The organism is Schumannella soli (assembly GCF_006517435.1).
GTDB lineage: Bacteria > Actinomycetota > Actinomycetes > Actinomycetales > Microbacteriaceae > Schumannella > Schumannella soli.
Window position 1 is genome coordinate 160,060 of sequence record NZ_VHQG01000004.1, and the last position, 15,624, is coordinate 175,683.

Genomic DNA, 15,624 nt, shown 5'->3' on the forward strand with positions numbered 1-15,624 from the left:
TCACGCGACGCCGCGCATCCACCCTTCTGCCGTCCCTCAACCGGGGCGCTGCCGCCGATCCGTCCCCAGTCCGGAGAGCATCCGGTCGCGCACATCCCCCGATCGATAAGGTGAACCCCGTGCCTCACGCGGATGTACTGGTCTGGATCGACTGCGAGATGACGGGACTCGACCTCGAGGTCGACGAGCTCGTCGAGGTCGCGGTCGTCGTCACCGACTACGACCTCAAGCCCCTCGACGACGGCTTCAGCGTCGTCATCAAGCCGGATCAGTCGGCGCTCGACAACATGGGCGACTTCGTGCGCGACATGCACACGACGAGCGGGCTCATCGACGAGATCCCGAACGGCGTCTCGCTCGCCGACGCCGAATACCAGGTGCTCGAGTACATCCTGAAGTTCGCGCCCGAGAACCGCACGGCCCCGCTGGCCGGCAACACGATCGGCACCGACCGCTCGTTCCTCGCGAAGTACATGCCGCGGGTCGACAACCACCTGCACTACCGCAGCGTCGACGTCTCCAGCATCAAGGAGCTCTCGCGCCGCTGGTTCCCGCGCGCGTACTTCCAGTCCCCCACCAAGAACGGCGGACACCGCGCGCTCGCCGACATCCTCGAGTCGATCCGCGAGCTCGAGTACTACCGTCGCGCGGTCTTCGTGGGCGACCCGGGGCCGACCAGCGACGAGGCGAAGGCGGCCTCGGAAGCGGTCGTGTCACTCTGGGCCCCGCGTTTGTCGTAGTATCGTCTGGTTGCGTCCAGACGGAAGCGTCGGAAGCGCACATGGTGGGTGTAGCTCAGTTGGTAGAGCACTGGCTTGTGGTGCCGGTGGCCGCGGGTTCAAGTCCCGTCATCCACCCCATGTCACGTCCAGTCCCCGCCCTCGCCGATCACGGTGAGGGGGGGACTGACGTCCTTTCCCGGCCGGATCTCGATCTCGAGCGGGACGAGCTCACCGTGGCCGACTTCTCGACGCCGTGGCTCACGATCGTCTGGAACGACCCGGTCAATCTCATGGCCTACGTCGAGCGGGTGTTCCGCCGCTACTTCGGCTACCCGCAGGGCGAGGCGCACCGGCTGATGATGCTCGTGCACACCGAGGGTCGCGCCGTCGTCGCCTCGGGTCCGCGCGAGGAGATGGAACGGCACGTCGAGGCGATGCACGAGTACGGCCTGCAGGCCACGGTCGCCAAGGACGACGCGTGACCCGGGTGCGCGCCGAGGGCACGGGCGTGCGCGTGGACTTCGCCGAGGGCGAGGCGGGCATCCTCGCGGGACTCGCCGAGCAGCTGGCCGAGATCGTCGACGACGAGCGCGATCCGGCGCGCGGGCGGATGCTGCCCTCCGCCTACCCGGACGACGCCGAGGCCGATGCGGAGTTCCGGCGCTGGACCACGAGCGACCTCGTCGACCGCAAGGCCGCGGCGGCGCGACGCCTGGCTGCGCGGCTGCACGCCGACGAGTCGAGCGCGCTGCTCGATCCGGACGAGGCGGACGGCTGGGCGCGGACGCTCACCGATCTGCGCACCGCCCTCGCTTCGCGACTCGGCATCGAGACCGACGACGACGCGGTGCCGAACACGACGCCGGGCGCCGTCTACGAGTGGCTCGGCCAGCTGCAGTGGACGCTGATCGAAGCGCTCGACGAGCTCGACGGCATCGCGCCGACCGAGATCGCGCTGCCCGACGGGATCGAGCACGCCGACACCGACGACGATGACGACGACGCCGATGCGCACGATGATCGACGTGACGACGACGAGGGCGGCGCCGCCCCGAGCGGAGGAGCGCGATGAGCCTGGAGCTGACACCCGAGGAGTTCGAGACGGTCGTCGTCGACGAGCTGGATGCGCTGCCCGACGAGATGGTCGACGGACTCGAGAACGTGGTCTTCGTCACGGAGGACCGCCCGGAGGACCGCTCACTCGACCTGCTCGGCCTCTACGAGGGCACGGCGCTGACCGAGCGCGACGTCTACGGCTTCGGCGAGCTGCCCGACCGGATCGTGCTCTACCGCGAGCCGCTCCTCGCGATCAGCGAGACCGAGGACGAGCTGCGCGACGAGATCCACGTCACCCTCGTGCACGAGATCGCGCACTACTACGGCATCGACGACGACGAGCTGCACCGGCTGGGCTGGGCCTGAGGTTCTCGCTCCATCCCAGCCGGTGACACGTCTCAGTCCGAGGTGCGGATCCAGGCGGTCGTCGCGGGCGGCAGCTCCGCGCTGGAGAGCGCCTCGCTCGAGAGCAGCAGCTCGCCCTCGGGCAGCGGGATGTTCGTCTCGCCCAGGTTCGTCACGACGAGCCAGCCACCGGGGCGCCGGAAGGCGAGCACCGCATCCGGGTCGCCGACCTCGACCCAGTCGAGGGTCTCGTCGCCCTGCAGCCGCCGGCGCAGCGCGAGGGCGCTGCGGTAGAGCTCGAGCGTCGAGCCGGGAACACCCGCCTCGGCCTCGACGGAGCTGGCTCCGAACCAGGCCGGCTGCGGCAGATGCGCGCCGGCCGAGCCGAAGCCGAACGACGGGCCGCTGACGGTCCACGGGATCGGCACCCGGCATCCGTCGCGTCCGATCTCGCCGCCGTTCGTGCGGAAGAAGGTCGGATCCTGACGCTGGTCGGCGGGGATGTCGGCGACCTCGTGCAGGCCGAGCTCCTCGCCCTCGTAGAGGTAGGCCGAGCCGGGCAGGCCGAGCAGCAGCAGCGTCGCGGCCCGAGCCTTGCGCAGGCCGCCGAGCGCATCGAGCGGCGGCTCCTCTCCGCCGGAGAGCAGCCAGGCGGTTCCGCTCTTCAGGGTGTCGGCGCCCTCGCCGGTGCCGCGCGGCGGCAGGCCGTAGCGGGTCGCGTGGCGCACGACGTCGTGGTTCGAGAGCACCCAGGTGCTGCTCGATCCGCTCGACGCCGACTGCGCGAGGTTGAAGGAGATGATCTGGCGGAACTGGTCCGCGTCGAAGTCGGCCTCGAGCAGATCGAAGTTGAAGGCCTGGCCGAGCGCCGTGGCGTAGCGGGCACGCCGGGATGCCGGCACCCAGGCCTCGGCGACGGCGATGCGCGGCGGCGTGTACTCGGCGAAGACGCGGCGCCAGTCGGCGTAGATCTCCTCGAGCTCGTCGCGATCCCAGAGGGCGTGGCTGCCGTCCTCGCGCTTCGCGATCTCGGCCAGCTGGGCGGCGCTCGGCAGCACCGGCGGGAGATCCTTCGCAAGGCCGTGCGCGACATCCACCCGGAAGCCATCGACGCCGCGGTCGCTCCAGAAGCGCAGCGTCGTGAGGAAGTCCTCGCGCACCTCGGGCAGCGCCCAGTTCAGGTCGGGCTGCTCGGTGGCGAAGATATGCAGGTACCACTGGCCGTCGCCGACCGGCTCCCAGGCGGAGCCGCCGAACACCGACTGCCAGTCGGAGGGCGGCAGCTCGCCGTTCTCGCCGAGCCCGTCGCGGAAGACGTAGCGCGAGCGGGCGTGCGAGCCCTTCGGCGACGCGAGCGCCTCCTGGAACCAGACGTGGCGGTTCGAGCTGTGGTTCGGCACGATGTCGACGATCACGCGGATGCCGGCGCCGTGCAGCGCGGCGACCATCGCGTCGAAATCGTCGAGCGTGCCCAGGCGCGGGTCGACGTTCCGGTAGTCGTCGACGTCGTAACCGCCGTCGGCGAGCGCCGAGGGATAGAACGGACTCAGCCAGACCGCATCCACGCCCAGGTCGCGCAGGTAGCTCACGCGACTCGTGACGCCGGGCAGGTCGCCGATCCCGTCGCCGTCGGCATCCGCGAAGCTGCGCGGATACACCTGGTAGACGACGGCCTGACGCCACCAGTCGGGGTCGAGGCCGAGCGGGACGGCGTCGGATCGGGTGTCGGGCTGGGCCATTCGGCATCCTCTCGTGCGGGGTCACGTCATCGTGTGGTCACGCGGTCCTTCCACCCTGCCGCATCGGGACGGGATCGCGCACGGCCGCGCCGAAATCGTTTCGGATGCGGCGCGACGTTCAGGCCTGCACCGCATCCGGGCCGGGCCCGCTGTCGTGGATGCGTCAGCGCGCGAGCGGCGGATAGCCGCCCGCGACGACGAGATCGGCGAGCTCGCGCGGCCGCTCCCGGGCGGCGAACGTCTCCTCCTGCCGCGCCCAGCGCTCCCAGTGCGGCGCGTAGGTCTCGCCGTCGCGCGCGATCGCCCGGCGCCGGCGCTCGACGTCGTCGAGGTCGATCCAGATGGCGAGGTCGGCGAGCGCGCGATTCGCGCGGCTGAGCGCCCCGCAGCCCTCGATCACGAGCGGTGGGCCGTCATCGTCGACGCCGGTCGGCAGTGGATGCCACTGGCCGGGTCGGTCGGCATCCCAGTTCCAGCCGGTGTAGCCGGGATCGACCGCGCGCAGCACGGTCTCGTGCACGGCGCGGCTGCCCGCCTCGAGGCCGCCCCAGCCGGGGTAGAGCGCGTCGAGGCTGAGCAGGTGCGCCCCGAGGCGCGGGGCGAGGTCGCGGCCGAAGCTCGTCTTGCCGGCGCCCGAGCGGCCGTCGACGAGCACGACAGGGCGACGCGGTGCGACGCCCGAGTCGCCGGCCGGCGCCCGCACCCGGTCGACGACGAGGTCGAGCAGCTCGGTCGCCGAGACCGGCTCGAGGCGACGCGGCTCAGCCACCGATGAACCGCCAGGATCCGGTCAGCACGGATGCCGTCACGGCGACCGCCGCGACAAGCGTGCCGACGCCGATGAGCGCCGCGTCGACGCGGCCGAAGCTCGACGGCCTCGCCCAGGTGCGCGGGGTGTCGCCGCCGAAGCCGCGCGCCTCCATCGCGGTCGCGAGCAGTCCCCCGCGACGCAGCGCCAGCACGAGCAGCCCGAAGCACTGCCGCAGCAGAGCACCCGGCCCTCGGCGGTCGCCGAGCCCCCGGGCGCGCCGGGCGAGCGTGATCGCGCGCCAGTCGTCGCCGAGCAGCGCGAGCATCCGGAGTCCCGCGAGCGCGCCGATCACGAAGCGCTGCGGCAGCCGCACGATCTGCCCGAGGCCGTCGGCGAGATCCGTCGGATCGACGCCGGCGAACAGCACGATCGCGGGCAGCGCGATCGCCAGCACGCGCAGCACCGAGGCGATCGCCAGAGCGGCCGAGCCCGCGGTCACGTGCACGAGCGCCCAGGAGAAGTAGACCTCGCCCGAGGCCTGGCCGTAGAGCAGGATCGTGACAGCTCCGAGCGGAGCGAGCACCCAGGCGATCGCGGTGACCTTCCAGAAGCGCCGCCAGCCGATGCCGATGAGGGGCATGAGCAGCAGTTCCAGGGCGAGCGCGACGCCCGCCGACACCGGATCGATCGTGAGCACGAAGCCGAGCACGATCGGGGCCGAGGCGATCAGCCGGGCGACCGGGTTCGCGGCGGCGACGCGCGCGGGCAGTGAGCGGGCGGGCGGCGCGGAACGCACGCCCGGGCGCGCCGGCGCGATCGGGGCGGTCACGAGCGCACCCCCGTGTCGGCGGCCTGCACCGCATCCGCTCCCCCGTCGAGGCGCAGCTCGCGCGCGCCGAGCGCCGCGATCAGCTCCCGGTCGTGCGTGACGGCGACCACCGCGCTGCCGGCCTCGCGCACCTCGTCGAGCAGCGCGACCAGCTCACGCCAGCCGGTCGCATCCTGTCCGAAGGTCGGCTCGTCGAGCACCAGGATGCGCGGCCGAGTCGCGAGCGCCGTCGCGACCGAGAGCCGACGCTTCTGGCCGCCCGAGAGGCTGAACGGGCTCGCTGCGGCGAGCGGCGCCAGATGCAGCCGCTCGAGCAGCTCGTCGACGCGCGCCTCGATCTCCGCGCGCGGTCGGCGCAGCTCGCTCGGGCCGATCGCGAGCTCGGCGCGCACGGTGGAGCCGAGGAACTGATGCTCGGGGTTCTGGAACACGGCGCCGATGCGGGTGAGCAGCTGCCGGGAGCGCCAACGCCACGGTGCGGGCGCGGCCCCGTCGGCGAGGTCGGGATGCGCGACCAGCTCGCCGCCCTCGGGCGGCAGCAGCCCCGCCAGGGTGAGCGCGAGCGTCGATTTGCCGACGCCGTTCGGTCCCGTGATCGCGAGCACCTCGCCGGCCGCGAGATCGAGGTCGATGCCCGCCTGCACGCTCGTGCCGCGCTGACGGGCGACGGCGAGGCCGCGGGCGCTGAGCAGCGGGGATCCGCCATCGCGCCGCGCACTCTCCGTCGAGGCCGCTGGCGCCGGTGCCGAGACCGACGGCGTCAGGGCCGAGGTCGCGCTCGGGGTCGGGATCGGCGCCGCAGCGAGCCGCCGGCCCGGCAGCCACACCCCGCGCGCCGACAGCTCGGCCGCGAGCTCCCCCACGGCCCGCTCGGGCGTCGTGTCGGCGAGGAGTCCGCCGGCCGGGTCGAGCACGACGACGCGCGTCGCCAGCTCCCACCACAGCTCGACCCGATGCTCGACGATCACCGCCGTCGCTCCGGTGTCGCGCAGCACGGCCGCCACCGCATCCCGCACCTCGATCGCCCCCTCGGGGTCGAGATTCGCGGTCGGCTCGTCGAGCAGCAGCAGCTCGGGGCGCATCGCGAGCACCCCGGCGAGCGCGAGCCGCTGCTTCTGCCCGCCCGAGAGCCGATGCGTCTCGCGGTCGAAGTCGAGGTGCAGCCCGACGGCGCGCTGAGCACGGGCGACGCGGTGCCAGATCTCCCCGCGCGGCAGCGCCAGGTTCTCGGGGCCGAAGGCGGTGTCGTCGCCGGCGCGCGCCATGATCATCTGCGCGTCGGGATCCTGCAGCACGAGCCCCGCGAGGCCGCGCGCCTCCAGCGGCCGACGCCCGGCGACGAGCAGCTCGCCCTCGGCCTGGCCGTCTTCGTCGCCGCCGAGCACGCCCGCGAGCGCCGCGAGCAGGGTCGATTTGCCGGCACCCGAGGGCCCGAGCAGCAGCACGCGCTCTCCCGCGTCGATGCGCAGGTCGAGCCCGCTCACCGCCGCGGCGCGGCGGCCGGCGTGCCGCCAGCCCCAGCCGGTCGCGGCGACGAGCGGATCGGCCACGGTCAGACCTCGGCGCGCAGCTCGCGGCCCGCGGCGAAGCGGTTCAGCACTCCGGTCGCGGCGAGCGCGCGGGTGATGATCCACCCGAGCAGCCCGGCGAGCACGGCGCCCGACACGATCGACGACACGACGTAGGTGATCGAGAACGGCGCACCCGACCCGGCGTAGTAGAAGGCGAGGTCGTTGATCGCTCCGGCGACGCCGGCGCCCGCTCCGGCGAGGATCGCGACGGGCAGCCGGCCCGAGTAGAGGAAGACGAGCAGCACGATCTCGGCGCCCAGCCCCTGCACGAGGCCGGCCTCGATCGTGGGCAGCCCGCCCCACTGGTTGCCGACGAGCGCCGACACGACGGCGGCGACGACCTCGGTGAAGATCGCGGCTCCGGGCTTGCGGATCACGAGGCCGCCGATCACGCCGGCGAGCAGCCACGGGCCGTTGAGCAGCCCCTGCAGGCCGGGCAGCAGCGGCTCGATCACGGTCTTCGGCACGGTGTAGCCGACGTTCCAGGCGAGGAACACGAAGCCGATCGCGACGCCGAGCACGGCGGCGACCACGATGTCGACGACGCGCCAGCGCCAGACGATGCGGCGCTTCGATCGCGTCGGGGCGCCGCCGGCGGCGGGCGGGGTGGAGGTGGATGATGCGGTCACTGACGTGCCCCTTCCAGGAATGGCGGGCACGGGATGGGGCGGCGGCGCCGGACCCGTGAGATGCCTCCCTGCGCCGGCATGATCCGGATCAGGTTCGACGGTCGAAGCTTGGAGAAGCTTCCTCTCAGCCCGGCTCACCGGACTCCCGTGTTCTAGACCGGCAGTCTAGCGCCGCTCAGTCCTCGCGGATGCGCCCGGCCCCGCCGGCCGCGGCCGCCTCGGTCAGCTGCGCCGTCATCCGCCGCAGCTTCTCGGTGCGCTGATGCACGTCGCGCAGCCCCTTGACGAGCGGGTAGATGGTCGCGAACACGACCATCGGCGCGCGCAGCGCGGGGTTGCGGATCGCGTGGGCCGCGTAGGTGCGCTCCCACCGTCCGACGTAGTGGTAGTACTGCCGCGGGTTGTCGTCGAGGCGGCGCGCGCTCATGCCGGCGACGAGGTCGGAGTCGTAGACGACGCGGTGCCCGCGCTCGAAGAGGTGGATCGAGAGGTCGATGTCCTCGTGGAACTCGTCGGCCTCGTCGCGGCAGACGACGCCGCGGATGTCGCGCCAGGCGCTCGCCCGCAGCGCCATGTTGCTGCCGAAGAGGAAGTGGTACTCCTTGGCGAGCTTGAGGATCGCGCGCCGCAGTCGATCGTCGGTGCGCTGACCGAAGCGGCGCAGCGGCATGTCGTAGTAGGCGACGGGTCCGGTGGCGGCGCCGACGGTCTCGTCGGTGAAGATGCGCTGCGCCTGCGCGATCCAGTCGGGTTCGAGCACCGAGTCGGCGTCGATGCGGGCGAGCACGTCGCCGGTGGCGGCGTCGAGGCCGAAGTCGCGGGTGGGGATGAGCCCCTGCGCCTGGTCCTGACGCAGCAGCCGGATGGGGGCGTCGGGATGCGAGCGCTGCAGGGCCTCGACGATGGCCGCGGTGCGGTCGGTGGAGAGGTTGTCGATCACGAGGATCTCGTGCGCGGGCGAGGTCTGCTCGAGCGCCGCCGCGACGCAGTCGGCGATCGTCGCCTCTTCGTTGTACGCCGGGATGACGATCGACACCGTCGGCAGAGCTGACGCCATGTCACGACCCTAACCCGCAGCCTTTCCTGGACGCGGGCGCACGAAGCGTGTCCATCGCGGCACGCGTTAATGAGCGAGCGCTCGAAATACTTGCCGGGGATCGCGTCACTGCCTAGCGTGCACGCATGACCGATGACGGCACCCGCATCTCGTTCCGCTACCTGTCGGAACCCGACATGATCGCCGCGGGCGTCACCGACATGGCCGCCTGCGTCGACGCGATGGAGGAGACGCTGCGCCTCGTCGACGCCGGCGATTACCGGATGGGCGGGCCGGAGGGCAACTCGCACGGGTCGATGGTGACCTTCCCCGCCGAGTCCGAGCACGCGGGGATGCCCCTCGACGGCCCGCACCGCCGCATGATGGCCATGCCCGCCTACCTCGGCGGCTCGTTCCAGACGGCCGGATGCAAGTGGTACGGCTCGAACCTCGCCAACCGCGAGCGCGGCCTGCCCCGCTCGATCCTCATGTTCACGCTCAGCGACAAGGACTCCGGCGCCCCGCTCGCCTTCATGTCGGCCAACCTGCTCAGCGCGTACCGCACCGGCGCGATCCCCGGCGTCGGCGCCCGGCATCTGGCTCGCGAGGATGCGCGCAGCGTCGGCATCGTCGCGCCGGGCGTCATGAACCGCACCTCGCTCGAGGCCTTCGCGGCCGTGCGTCCCGGTCTCGACACGCTGAAGATCGCCGGGCGGAGCCGCGCCGGAATCGACTCCTTCGTCGACTGGGTGCGGGAGGCCCTGCCGCAGTTCACCTCCGTCACGGTCGTCGACGGCGTCGAGGCCGCCGTGCGCGACGCCGACCTCGTCACGATCGCGCCGACGACGCCCTCCGGCTCGCACAACTACGTGCGCATCGAACGCGAGTGGATCAAGCCCGGCGCGCTCGTCAGTCTGCCGGCCGACATCATGATCGACGAGCGCCTGCTGCACGAGGCCCGCCACGTCGCCGACTTCCGCGGGCTCTACGCGGCCTGGAGCGAGGAGGTGCCGCATCCCGCCCACGAGCACATCGGCCTGCACGGCATGTACCTGCTCGACCGCATCCGCGAGGGCTCCGTCGGCTCGGAACGGCTCGAGAACCTGCCCTCGATCATGAGCGGCGACGCTCCCGGCCGCACGAGCGACGACGAGATCTTCCTGTACTCCGTCGGAGGCATGCCCGTCGAGGACGTCGCCTGGGGCACGGTCGTCTACCGCAACGCCGTCGAGCGCGGCATCGGGGTCGAGCTGCCGCTCTGGGATGCGCCGGCGCTGGTCTGAGCCGCCCGCCGCATCCTGCCCTCGCCCCCGACTCCCTTCCCCGATCAGACAAGGATCACCGCATGAGCACGACCGCGAAGAAGCGCATCGTCATCGTCGGTCTCGGCGCCGTCGGCGCCCTGACCGCCTGGCGCCTCAGCCGACGCCGCGACGTCGAGGTCATCGGCGTCGAGCAGTACGGCCGCGTGCACGAGCACGGCTCCTACGCCGGCGAATCGCGGGTGTTCCGCACCGCCTACCACGAGGGCGGACGCTACGTGCCGATGCTGCAGGAGTCGCGACGGCTCTGGCGCGAGCTCGAGAGCGCCTCGGGCCGTGAGCTCTACCTGGAGGTCGGGGCGCTGTCGATCGCGCAGGCCGACCGCATCGAGATGCGCACCACGCTCGACACCGTGCGCGACTACGCGCTGCCGCACACGCTCTACAGCGCCGAGGAGCTGCGGCGCGCCTACCCGCAGCACGCGGTGCACGACGGCGACGTCGGCGTGCTGGATCACCACGGCGGCGGCATCCGCTCGGAGGTCGCCCTGCTCTCGGCCCTCGAGCTCGCCGAGCGCGCCGGCGCCGAGCTGCGCTTCAACAGCCCCGTGCTCGCGATCGAGGAGGAGCCCGGCGGAGTCGTCGTGCGCACCCCGGCCGAGGCGATCCGAGCGGATGCGGTCGTCGTCGCCTCCGGGTCGTGGTCGACGCGCCTCGACACCCGGCTGCACGACCTGCTGCGCCTGCAGGTGCTCGGGCTGACCTGGTTCCTGCCGCAGTCGATCGACGCATTCCTGCCCGAGCGCTTCCCGGCGTTCCTGCGCGACGTCGGGCCGGTTCACTTCTTCGGCGTGCCGACGCTCGACGGCTACTCGGTCAAGGCCTGCAGCAACCCGACCTGGCCGGTCGCCCGCGACGTGGCCGAGGTGCCGACCGCCTACACGCGCGCCGAGCTGGTGAAGATCGGCCAGCAGGCACAGGAGTTCTTCCCGGCACTCAACCCCGAGCCGGTGCGCTCGAGCGTGCACCACTGCGCCTACACGCCCGACCGCACGCCCGTCGTCGACCTCAGCGACAGCGGACGCGTCGCGATCGTCACCGGGCTCTCGGGCCACGGCTTCAAGTTCGCACCCGTGCTGGGCGAGTGGGCGGCGCGGCTGGCGGCGACGGGCGAGCGCGGCGACGTCGACGAGCACTTCGCGCTCGACGCGCACCTCGAGCGGCTCCAGCAGCGCGGGGCCTACGGGGGCGGCGGGCACTGACCCGCCCGGCGCCCGAGTCGACGGCGTCGGCGTCGGCGTCGGGCTGATCGGCGCCGCCGCGCACCCGAGGCGAGGCGGCGCCGATCACGGCGAGCGGATGCGGGCTCAGCCCGCGGCCGGAACCGCCGCGGTCGAGACCCCGAGCCGCGGCCAGATCACGCGGCGCAGCACCGCCCGCTCCCCCAGCGTCCAGGCGGTCGACGCGGCGAGATAGAGCGCTGCGGCGAGCGGCACGAGGCATGCGAAGACCACCGTGATGAACGGCATCCAGCTCAGCACCCGCGCGAGCGTGCTGTTCGCGGCGGCCGGGTCGATCGCGAGCCGCTGCGCGCTGCGGCGATGGAACCACGCCACGACCGCGATGACCGCCAGCACGGCGACGCCGACCCACGCCGAGGGGTCGAGACGCAGCAGGGCGTCGAGCGGGTGTTCGCCGAGCGGCGCTCCGGCGAACGTGGCCGAGAACAGGGGGTTCGTCGTGCCGCCGATCTCGGGATGCGTGAAGACGCCGTAGACGAGCCCCAGCACCGGCGCCTGCGCGAGGGCGGGCAGCATGCCGGCGAAGGGCGAGACCTTCTCCTGCTGGTAGAGCTCGAGCGTCGCCGCCTGCAGCTTCTCGGGGTTCTTGGCGTGGCGCTTGCGCAGCGCGGCGAGCAGCGGCGCGATGCGGCGACGGTGCCCCTCAGCCCGCACGACCCGGGCGTTGACCGGCACGAGCGCGAGACGGATGAGCACGGTCACGATGACGATCGCGATCGCGGGGGTGACGACGCCGCCGAGGGCGTTCAGGGCGTTCGATGCCGCCGCGAGCAGCGCGGCGACGACGGGGATGTCGAAGGGGTTCAAAGACGGCTCCTGCAGGAAGAGGGATGGTGACGGCGTGTGGCCGTCAGCTCCCGGCGCCGCCGACGAGCGCGACGAAGCGCGCAGGGTGATCGCGCGCGCGGTGGCGCGGCGACCAGCAAGGTCGGCGGAGGGTGCGGGCTAGACGGCCGGCAGGAGCGCGCCCGGGGCCCGCGGACGTGCGTGGCCCCGCGCATCCGGATGCGAGGACGCGGGAGCGAGCAGCAGCTGCGGCCTCCGCGGTCGCGCAGCTCCCCGCGGCGGGGCGCGGTGTGTTCCGACGACGCGCAGCAGCACGAGCGCGGCCACGACGACCGCGCCGGCCAGCGAGAGAACCGCGAGCAGCGCGAGCGAGAGCCCGAGCAGATCGGCGGCGCCGTCGACGAGCAGGCCGAGGAACGCGGCGATACCGCGCACGAGACTCACCTGCTGCTGGAGCACGGCCCCAGGCTAACCCCGGCTTCCGGAGATGTCGGTGGGTGTCCGCTCAGGGCGCACGCCCGCCTCCCCGGCGAGCCGGGACGCGCATCCGCTCGAGCCGCCGGTCTGCGCGCCCGCGACGACCGGTCAGCTCTCGACGATCGCCCGGTCGACCCACTCGAGCAGCACGGCGCGCTCCCCGGCGGTCAGCCCGGGCAGCTCGGGTGCGACGGCGCGGAACGCGACGAGGGTCGCCGCGCGGTCGGCCTGCGCCGGGGCGTCGCCGATGATCCGCCCGAACAGCGCGTCGGCGAGCTCCTCCGCGAGCCCCTCATCGCGGTCGTCGGGGTCGCGCGACAGCATCGCCAGCACCGCGCCGACACCGGCGGCCTGGATCATGCCGACCGCGCGCTCCTCGGCGACGCGCAGCCGTCCGGCCAGGGCGACCCGATGGACGCGCGCGCGCAGCACGTGCACGCCCGAGCGGGCGGCCGGCGAGCGGCGTGCCCGCTCCGGGTCGGTGACGAGCCCGAACAGGCTCGGGTTGGCGAGTCCGAAGGCGATCTGCGCATCCCAGGCCTCGCGCAGCTCCTCGACCGGGTCGACCTCGGCTTCGGTCGCGGCGGCGACGATCTCGGTCTTCGCGGCGACGTAGGTGGCCATGACCTGCTCGACGACCGCATCCAGCAGCCCGTCCTTGTCGCCGAACTGGCGGTAGATCGTGGGCGCCTGCACCCCGGCGCGGTCGGCGACGGCGCGGGTCGTGACGGCGGCGGCCCCCTCGTCGCGCAGCAGTGTCAGGGCGACGTCGACGATGCGCGCGCGCACGTCGTCGCGGGCAGAGGGGCGATCGGACATGGATCAACGATAACGGAAAAGTGATAGCGCGTGTGTTACCTTCGCTAACGCATTCACGATCCATCGATAACGGAGATCCCATGATCGTCATCACCGGCGCCACCGGCGCCTTCGGCGGCGCGACCGTCGAGCACCTGCTCGCCGAGCTGCCCGCCAGCGAGATCGCGGTCGTCGCACGCGACGTCACGACCGCCCAGCGCTTCGCCGAGCGCGGCGTCGAGGTGCGCGAGGGCGACTACGCCCGGCCCGCCACGTTGCCCGCCGCCTTCGCCCACGCCGAGCAGCTGCTGCTCGTCTCCAGCAGCGACCCGCACGCCGACGCGGTCGCCCTGCACCGCACCGCGATCGACGCGGCGGTGGATGCGGGAGTCGGCCGGGTGCTCTACACGAGCCACCAGGGCGCCGCTCCGACCTCGCCGTTCTTCCCCGCCCAGCACCACCACGCCACCGAGCAGCTGCTCGCGCAGTCGGGACTCGCCTGGACGTCCTTGCGCAACGGCTTCTACCTGCACAGCCTCACCTGGCTGCTCGGGCCGTGGCAGCAGACGGGCGTGATCGCGGTGCCCGCCGACGGCCCCGTGTCGTGGACCTCGCGCGACGACGAGGCGGAGGCGGCCGCCCGCATCCTGCTCGCCGGTCGCGCCGGTGGCGCCGCGCGCTTCGACGGTCCCGTCACCCTCACGGCGAACGCCGCCCCGACCTTCGCCGAGATCGCCGCGATCGCGGGCGAGGTCACCGGCCGCGAGATCACGAGCACCGCGCTCCCCGAGGAGGAGTGGATCGCGCAGCGCGTCGCCGACGGTCAGCCCGAGCCGATGGTCCGCTTCCTGCTCGGCATGTACCAGGCGGCCGGCGCCGGGCTCTTCGCCGGCACCGACCCGCTGCTCGCCGAGCTGCTCGGCCGTGAGCCCGCGAGCGTGCGCGACTTCCTCACCGCGGAGGGATGACCGTCAGTCGACCGGGGCCGCGAGCAGGGAGACCACGAACTGCCCGCCCTTGGTCGACTGGCGCCCGACCTCCTCGAAGCCCATGCGGGCGTGGAAGGCGAGCGAGCCCGGGTTCGGCGGCTCGACGTTGACCTCGCAGTCCACCTCGCCGAAGCCGGCGAGCCGGGCGCGGTCGAAGACGGCCTCGTAGAGGCGGCGACCGACGCCCTGACCGCGCAGGCTCGGGTCGAGCACGATGCGGTCGACGTAGAGGAAGCTCTCGGAGCGCTCGGCGAACCAGCGGTAGTTCTCGCTGTCGTAGTCGCGGCCCGGCTCCATCGCCAGCAGGAAGCCGACGACGTCGCCCGCCGCATCCACCGCCACCGCGTAGGCGGCGTGGTCGATCAGCCGCTGCATCTCGTCGGCGCCGGTGATCGGCACGGCCGGGTAGGCGGCGTCGTTGATCCGCACGATCGCGGGCAGGTCGTCGGCGGTGATCGGTCGGATGACGGGGGCGCTCACCCGACCACGCTACCCGTCGCCGGCCGGCCGGACTCCGCCGCGCCGGTCAGCCTGTGGATGGCGCGCGGCATCGCGGTCACGCGTTGACGTGCGCGCGCATCCAGGCGAGCGGCTCGATGGCCTTGCCGCCGACCAGGATGCCGAAGTGCAGGTGCGCGCCCGTGCTCGCGCCCGTGCTGCCGACGGCTCCGAGGATCTGGCCGCGGGAGATCACGTCGCCCTTCTTCAGGTTCATCGAGCCGGCGAGCATGTGGCCGTAGACGCTCTCGACGACCTCGCCCGAACGGAAGGTGTGCTTGACGGTCACGTGCCAGCCGAGCTCGCCGCCCGTGCCCGACTCGCTCACGACTCCGTCGGCGATCGCCATGATCGGCGAGCCCATGCCGGGAACCCAGTCGATGCCGTGGTGGTTCGACGAGCAGATCGCGCAGGGGGCGGGGCGCGGGCCGAAATAGCTGGAGATCTTCGTCGCGGGATCGAGCGGCCAGGAGACCTGATCGAGCTGCTCGACGCCGTAGTCGTCGCGCTGCGTCGACTCGGTCGACACCGCTCCCGAGACCTGCAGGGCGGTCGGCAGGCTCGCCGCGATCGACGCGCGGGCTGCCGCCTGCCGTGCCGGGTCGGCGGCGACGACCGCGTCGGCGGCGGCCGGCGCCTCGTGCACCGCGATCAGCGAGAGCGAGAACAGCGCGGCGCTCAGAGCGACGATCGGGCGACGCAGCCGCAGGAATCCGCCGAGTCGCACATCCGGCACCGGCGTCGCCACGACCGCGCCGCGGCGACGGTAGGCGGGGGCGGCACGATGGGCGGAACGGCGGGGCTGACTCACGCGATGGCTCTCGTCTCAGGCTGG

The 15,624-nt window shown here is 72.9% G+C and carries 18 protein-coding genes, 1 tRNA gene and 1 riboswitch; of the genes, 8 read left to right on the top strand and 11 right to left on the bottom strand.

Features of this window, described 5'->3' with window-relative positions; genetic code table 11:
* Positions 1-119 precede the first annotated feature (119 nt).
* From orn to FJ657_RS13510, 5 genes are all read left to right on the top strand, one after another.
* The gene (gene orn, locus FJ657_RS13490; protein ID WP_255447346.1) at positions 120-740 is read left to right on the top strand and encodes an oligoribonuclease; all 621 of its coding nucleotides are present in this window, start codon (positions 120-122) and stop codon (positions 738-740) included.
* A 44-nt stretch (positions 741-784) separates the two neighbouring features.
* Positions 785-860: transfer RNA gene (locus FJ657_RS13495), tRNA-His, on the top strand.
* A 95-nt stretch (positions 861-955) separates the two neighbouring features.
* A complete protein-coding gene (gene clpS, locus FJ657_RS13500) occupies positions 956-1,204 on the top strand; it encodes an ATP-dependent Clp protease adapter ClpS (RefSeq protein WP_181408980.1) in 249 nt (82 codons plus the stop codon).
* Positions 1,201-1,794 (top strand): DUF2017 family protein, encoded by a 594-nt coding sequence (locus FJ657_RS13505; protein ID WP_141164240.1) that lies wholly within the window; start codon positions 1,201-1,203, stop codon positions 1,792-1,794. Before clpS ends, FJ657_RS13505 begins: the two co-directional genes overlap by 4 nt.
* The gene (locus tag FJ657_RS13510; protein ID WP_141164241.1) at positions 1,791-2,144 is read left to right on the top strand and encodes a metallopeptidase family protein; all 354 of its coding nucleotides are present in this window, start codon (positions 1,791-1,793) and stop codon (positions 2,142-2,144) included. The genes FJ657_RS13505 and FJ657_RS13510 overlap by 4 nt, the downstream gene beginning before the upstream one ends.
* A 32-nt stretch (positions 2,145-2,176) precedes the next feature.
* Here the strand turns inward: FJ657_RS13510 and FJ657_RS13515 are convergent, their stop codons facing one another.
* The 6 genes from FJ657_RS13515 to FJ657_RS13540 all read right to left on the bottom strand — a co-directional run bounded on the left by FJ657_RS13515 (position 2,177) and on the right by FJ657_RS13540 (position 8,699).
* Entirely contained in the window at positions 2,177-3,862 is a 1,686-nt protein-coding gene (locus FJ657_RS13515; RefSeq protein WP_141164242.1) for a glycoside hydrolase family 13 protein, read from the bottom strand.
* A 163-nt stretch (positions 3,863-4,025) separates the two neighbouring features.
* Positions 4,026-4,631, bottom strand: a complete 606-nt coding sequence (locus tag FJ657_RS13520; RefSeq protein WP_255447347.1) for a nucleoside/nucleotide kinase family protein — start codon at positions 4,629-4,631, stop codon at positions 4,026-4,028.
* Positions 4,624-5,442 carry an energy-coupling factor transporter transmembrane component T family protein gene (locus FJ657_RS13525; protein ID WP_255447348.1) on the bottom strand — a complete coding sequence of 273 codons (819 nt, stop codon included), beginning with the start codon at positions 5,440-5,442 and terminating at the stop codon, positions 4,624-4,626. The genes FJ657_RS13520 and FJ657_RS13525 overlap by 8 nt, the downstream gene beginning before the upstream one ends.
* Positions 5,439-6,992, bottom strand: a complete 1,554-nt coding sequence (locus FJ657_RS13530; protein WP_255447349.1) for an ABC transporter ATP-binding protein — start codon at positions 6,990-6,992, stop codon at positions 5,439-5,441. Before FJ657_RS13530 ends, FJ657_RS13525 begins: the two co-directional genes overlap by 4 nt.
* Positions 6,993-6,994: 2 nt before the next feature.
* A complete protein-coding gene (locus FJ657_RS13535) occupies positions 6,995-7,642 on the bottom strand; it encodes an ECF transporter S component (protein WP_141164243.1) in 648 nt (215 codons plus the stop codon).
* A 48-nt stretch (positions 7,643-7,690) separates the two neighbouring features.
* A riboswitch (TPP riboswitch) is annotated at positions 7,691-7,801 on the bottom strand.
* A gap of 16 nt (positions 7,802-7,817) precedes the next feature.
* A complete protein-coding gene (locus FJ657_RS13540; protein WP_141164244.1) occupies positions 7,818-8,699 on the bottom strand; it encodes a glycosyltransferase family 2 protein in 882 nt (293 codons plus the stop codon).
* Between the two features lie 125 nt (positions 8,700-8,824).
* On the opposite strand from FJ657_RS13540, the gene FJ657_RS13545 reads away from it, so the two are divergent.
* The gene (locus FJ657_RS13545; protein ID WP_141164245.1) at positions 8,825-9,961 is read left to right on the top strand and encodes a tyramine oxidase subunit B; all 1,137 of its coding nucleotides are present in this window, start codon (positions 8,825-8,827) and stop codon (positions 9,959-9,961) included.
* 62 nt (positions 9,962-10,023) lie between these two features.
* On the top strand, positions 10,024-11,202 hold the full coding sequence (solA, locus tag FJ657_RS13550; protein WP_141164246.1) for an N-methyl-L-tryptophan oxidase: 1,179 nt from the start codon (positions 10,024-10,026) through the stop codon (positions 11,200-11,202).
* A gap of 105 nt (positions 11,203-11,307) precedes the next feature.
* On the opposite strand, the gene FJ657_RS13555 is transcribed toward solA, so the two are convergent.
* The 3 genes from FJ657_RS13555 to FJ657_RS13565 form a co-directional block, all read right to left on the bottom strand.
* Complete coding sequence (locus tag FJ657_RS13555) at positions 11,308-12,048, bottom strand: YidC/Oxa1 family membrane protein insertase (RefSeq protein ID WP_181408981.1); 741 nt, start codon at positions 12,046-12,048, stop codon at positions 11,308-11,310.
* 138 nt (positions 12,049-12,186) lie between these two features.
* A complete protein-coding gene (locus FJ657_RS13560) occupies positions 12,187-12,486 on the bottom strand; it encodes a hypothetical protein (protein ID WP_141164248.1) in 300 nt (99 codons plus the stop codon).
* A gap of 126 nt (positions 12,487-12,612) precedes the next feature.
* The gene (locus tag FJ657_RS13565; RefSeq protein WP_141164249.1) at positions 12,613-13,323 is read right to left on the bottom strand and encodes a TetR/AcrR family transcriptional regulator; all 711 of its coding nucleotides are present in this window, start codon (positions 13,321-13,323) and stop codon (positions 12,613-12,615) included.
* Positions 13,324-13,403: 80 nt separating this feature from the next.
* Between FJ657_RS13565 and FJ657_RS13570 the strand changes: the two genes are divergently transcribed.
* Positions 13,404-14,270 (top strand): SDR family oxidoreductase, encoded by an 867-nt coding sequence (locus FJ657_RS13570; RefSeq protein WP_141164250.1) that lies wholly within the window; start codon positions 13,404-13,406, stop codon positions 14,268-14,270.
* A 3-nt stretch (positions 14,271-14,273) separates the two neighbouring features.
* Here FJ657_RS13570 and FJ657_RS13575 read toward each other — a convergent pair whose 3' ends face one another.
* Both FJ657_RS13575 and FJ657_RS13580 read right to left on the bottom strand, forming a co-directional pair.
* Complete coding sequence (locus FJ657_RS13575; protein ID WP_255447350.1) at positions 14,274-14,771, bottom strand: GNAT family N-acetyltransferase; 498 nt, start codon at positions 14,769-14,771, stop codon at positions 14,274-14,276.
* Between the two features lie 76 nt (positions 14,772-14,847).
* Positions 14,848-15,600, bottom strand: a complete 753-nt coding sequence (locus tag FJ657_RS13580; RefSeq protein WP_141164251.1) for a M23 family metallopeptidase — start codon at positions 15,598-15,600, stop codon at positions 14,848-14,850.
* Between the last annotated feature and the right edge of the window lie 24 nt (positions 15,601-15,624).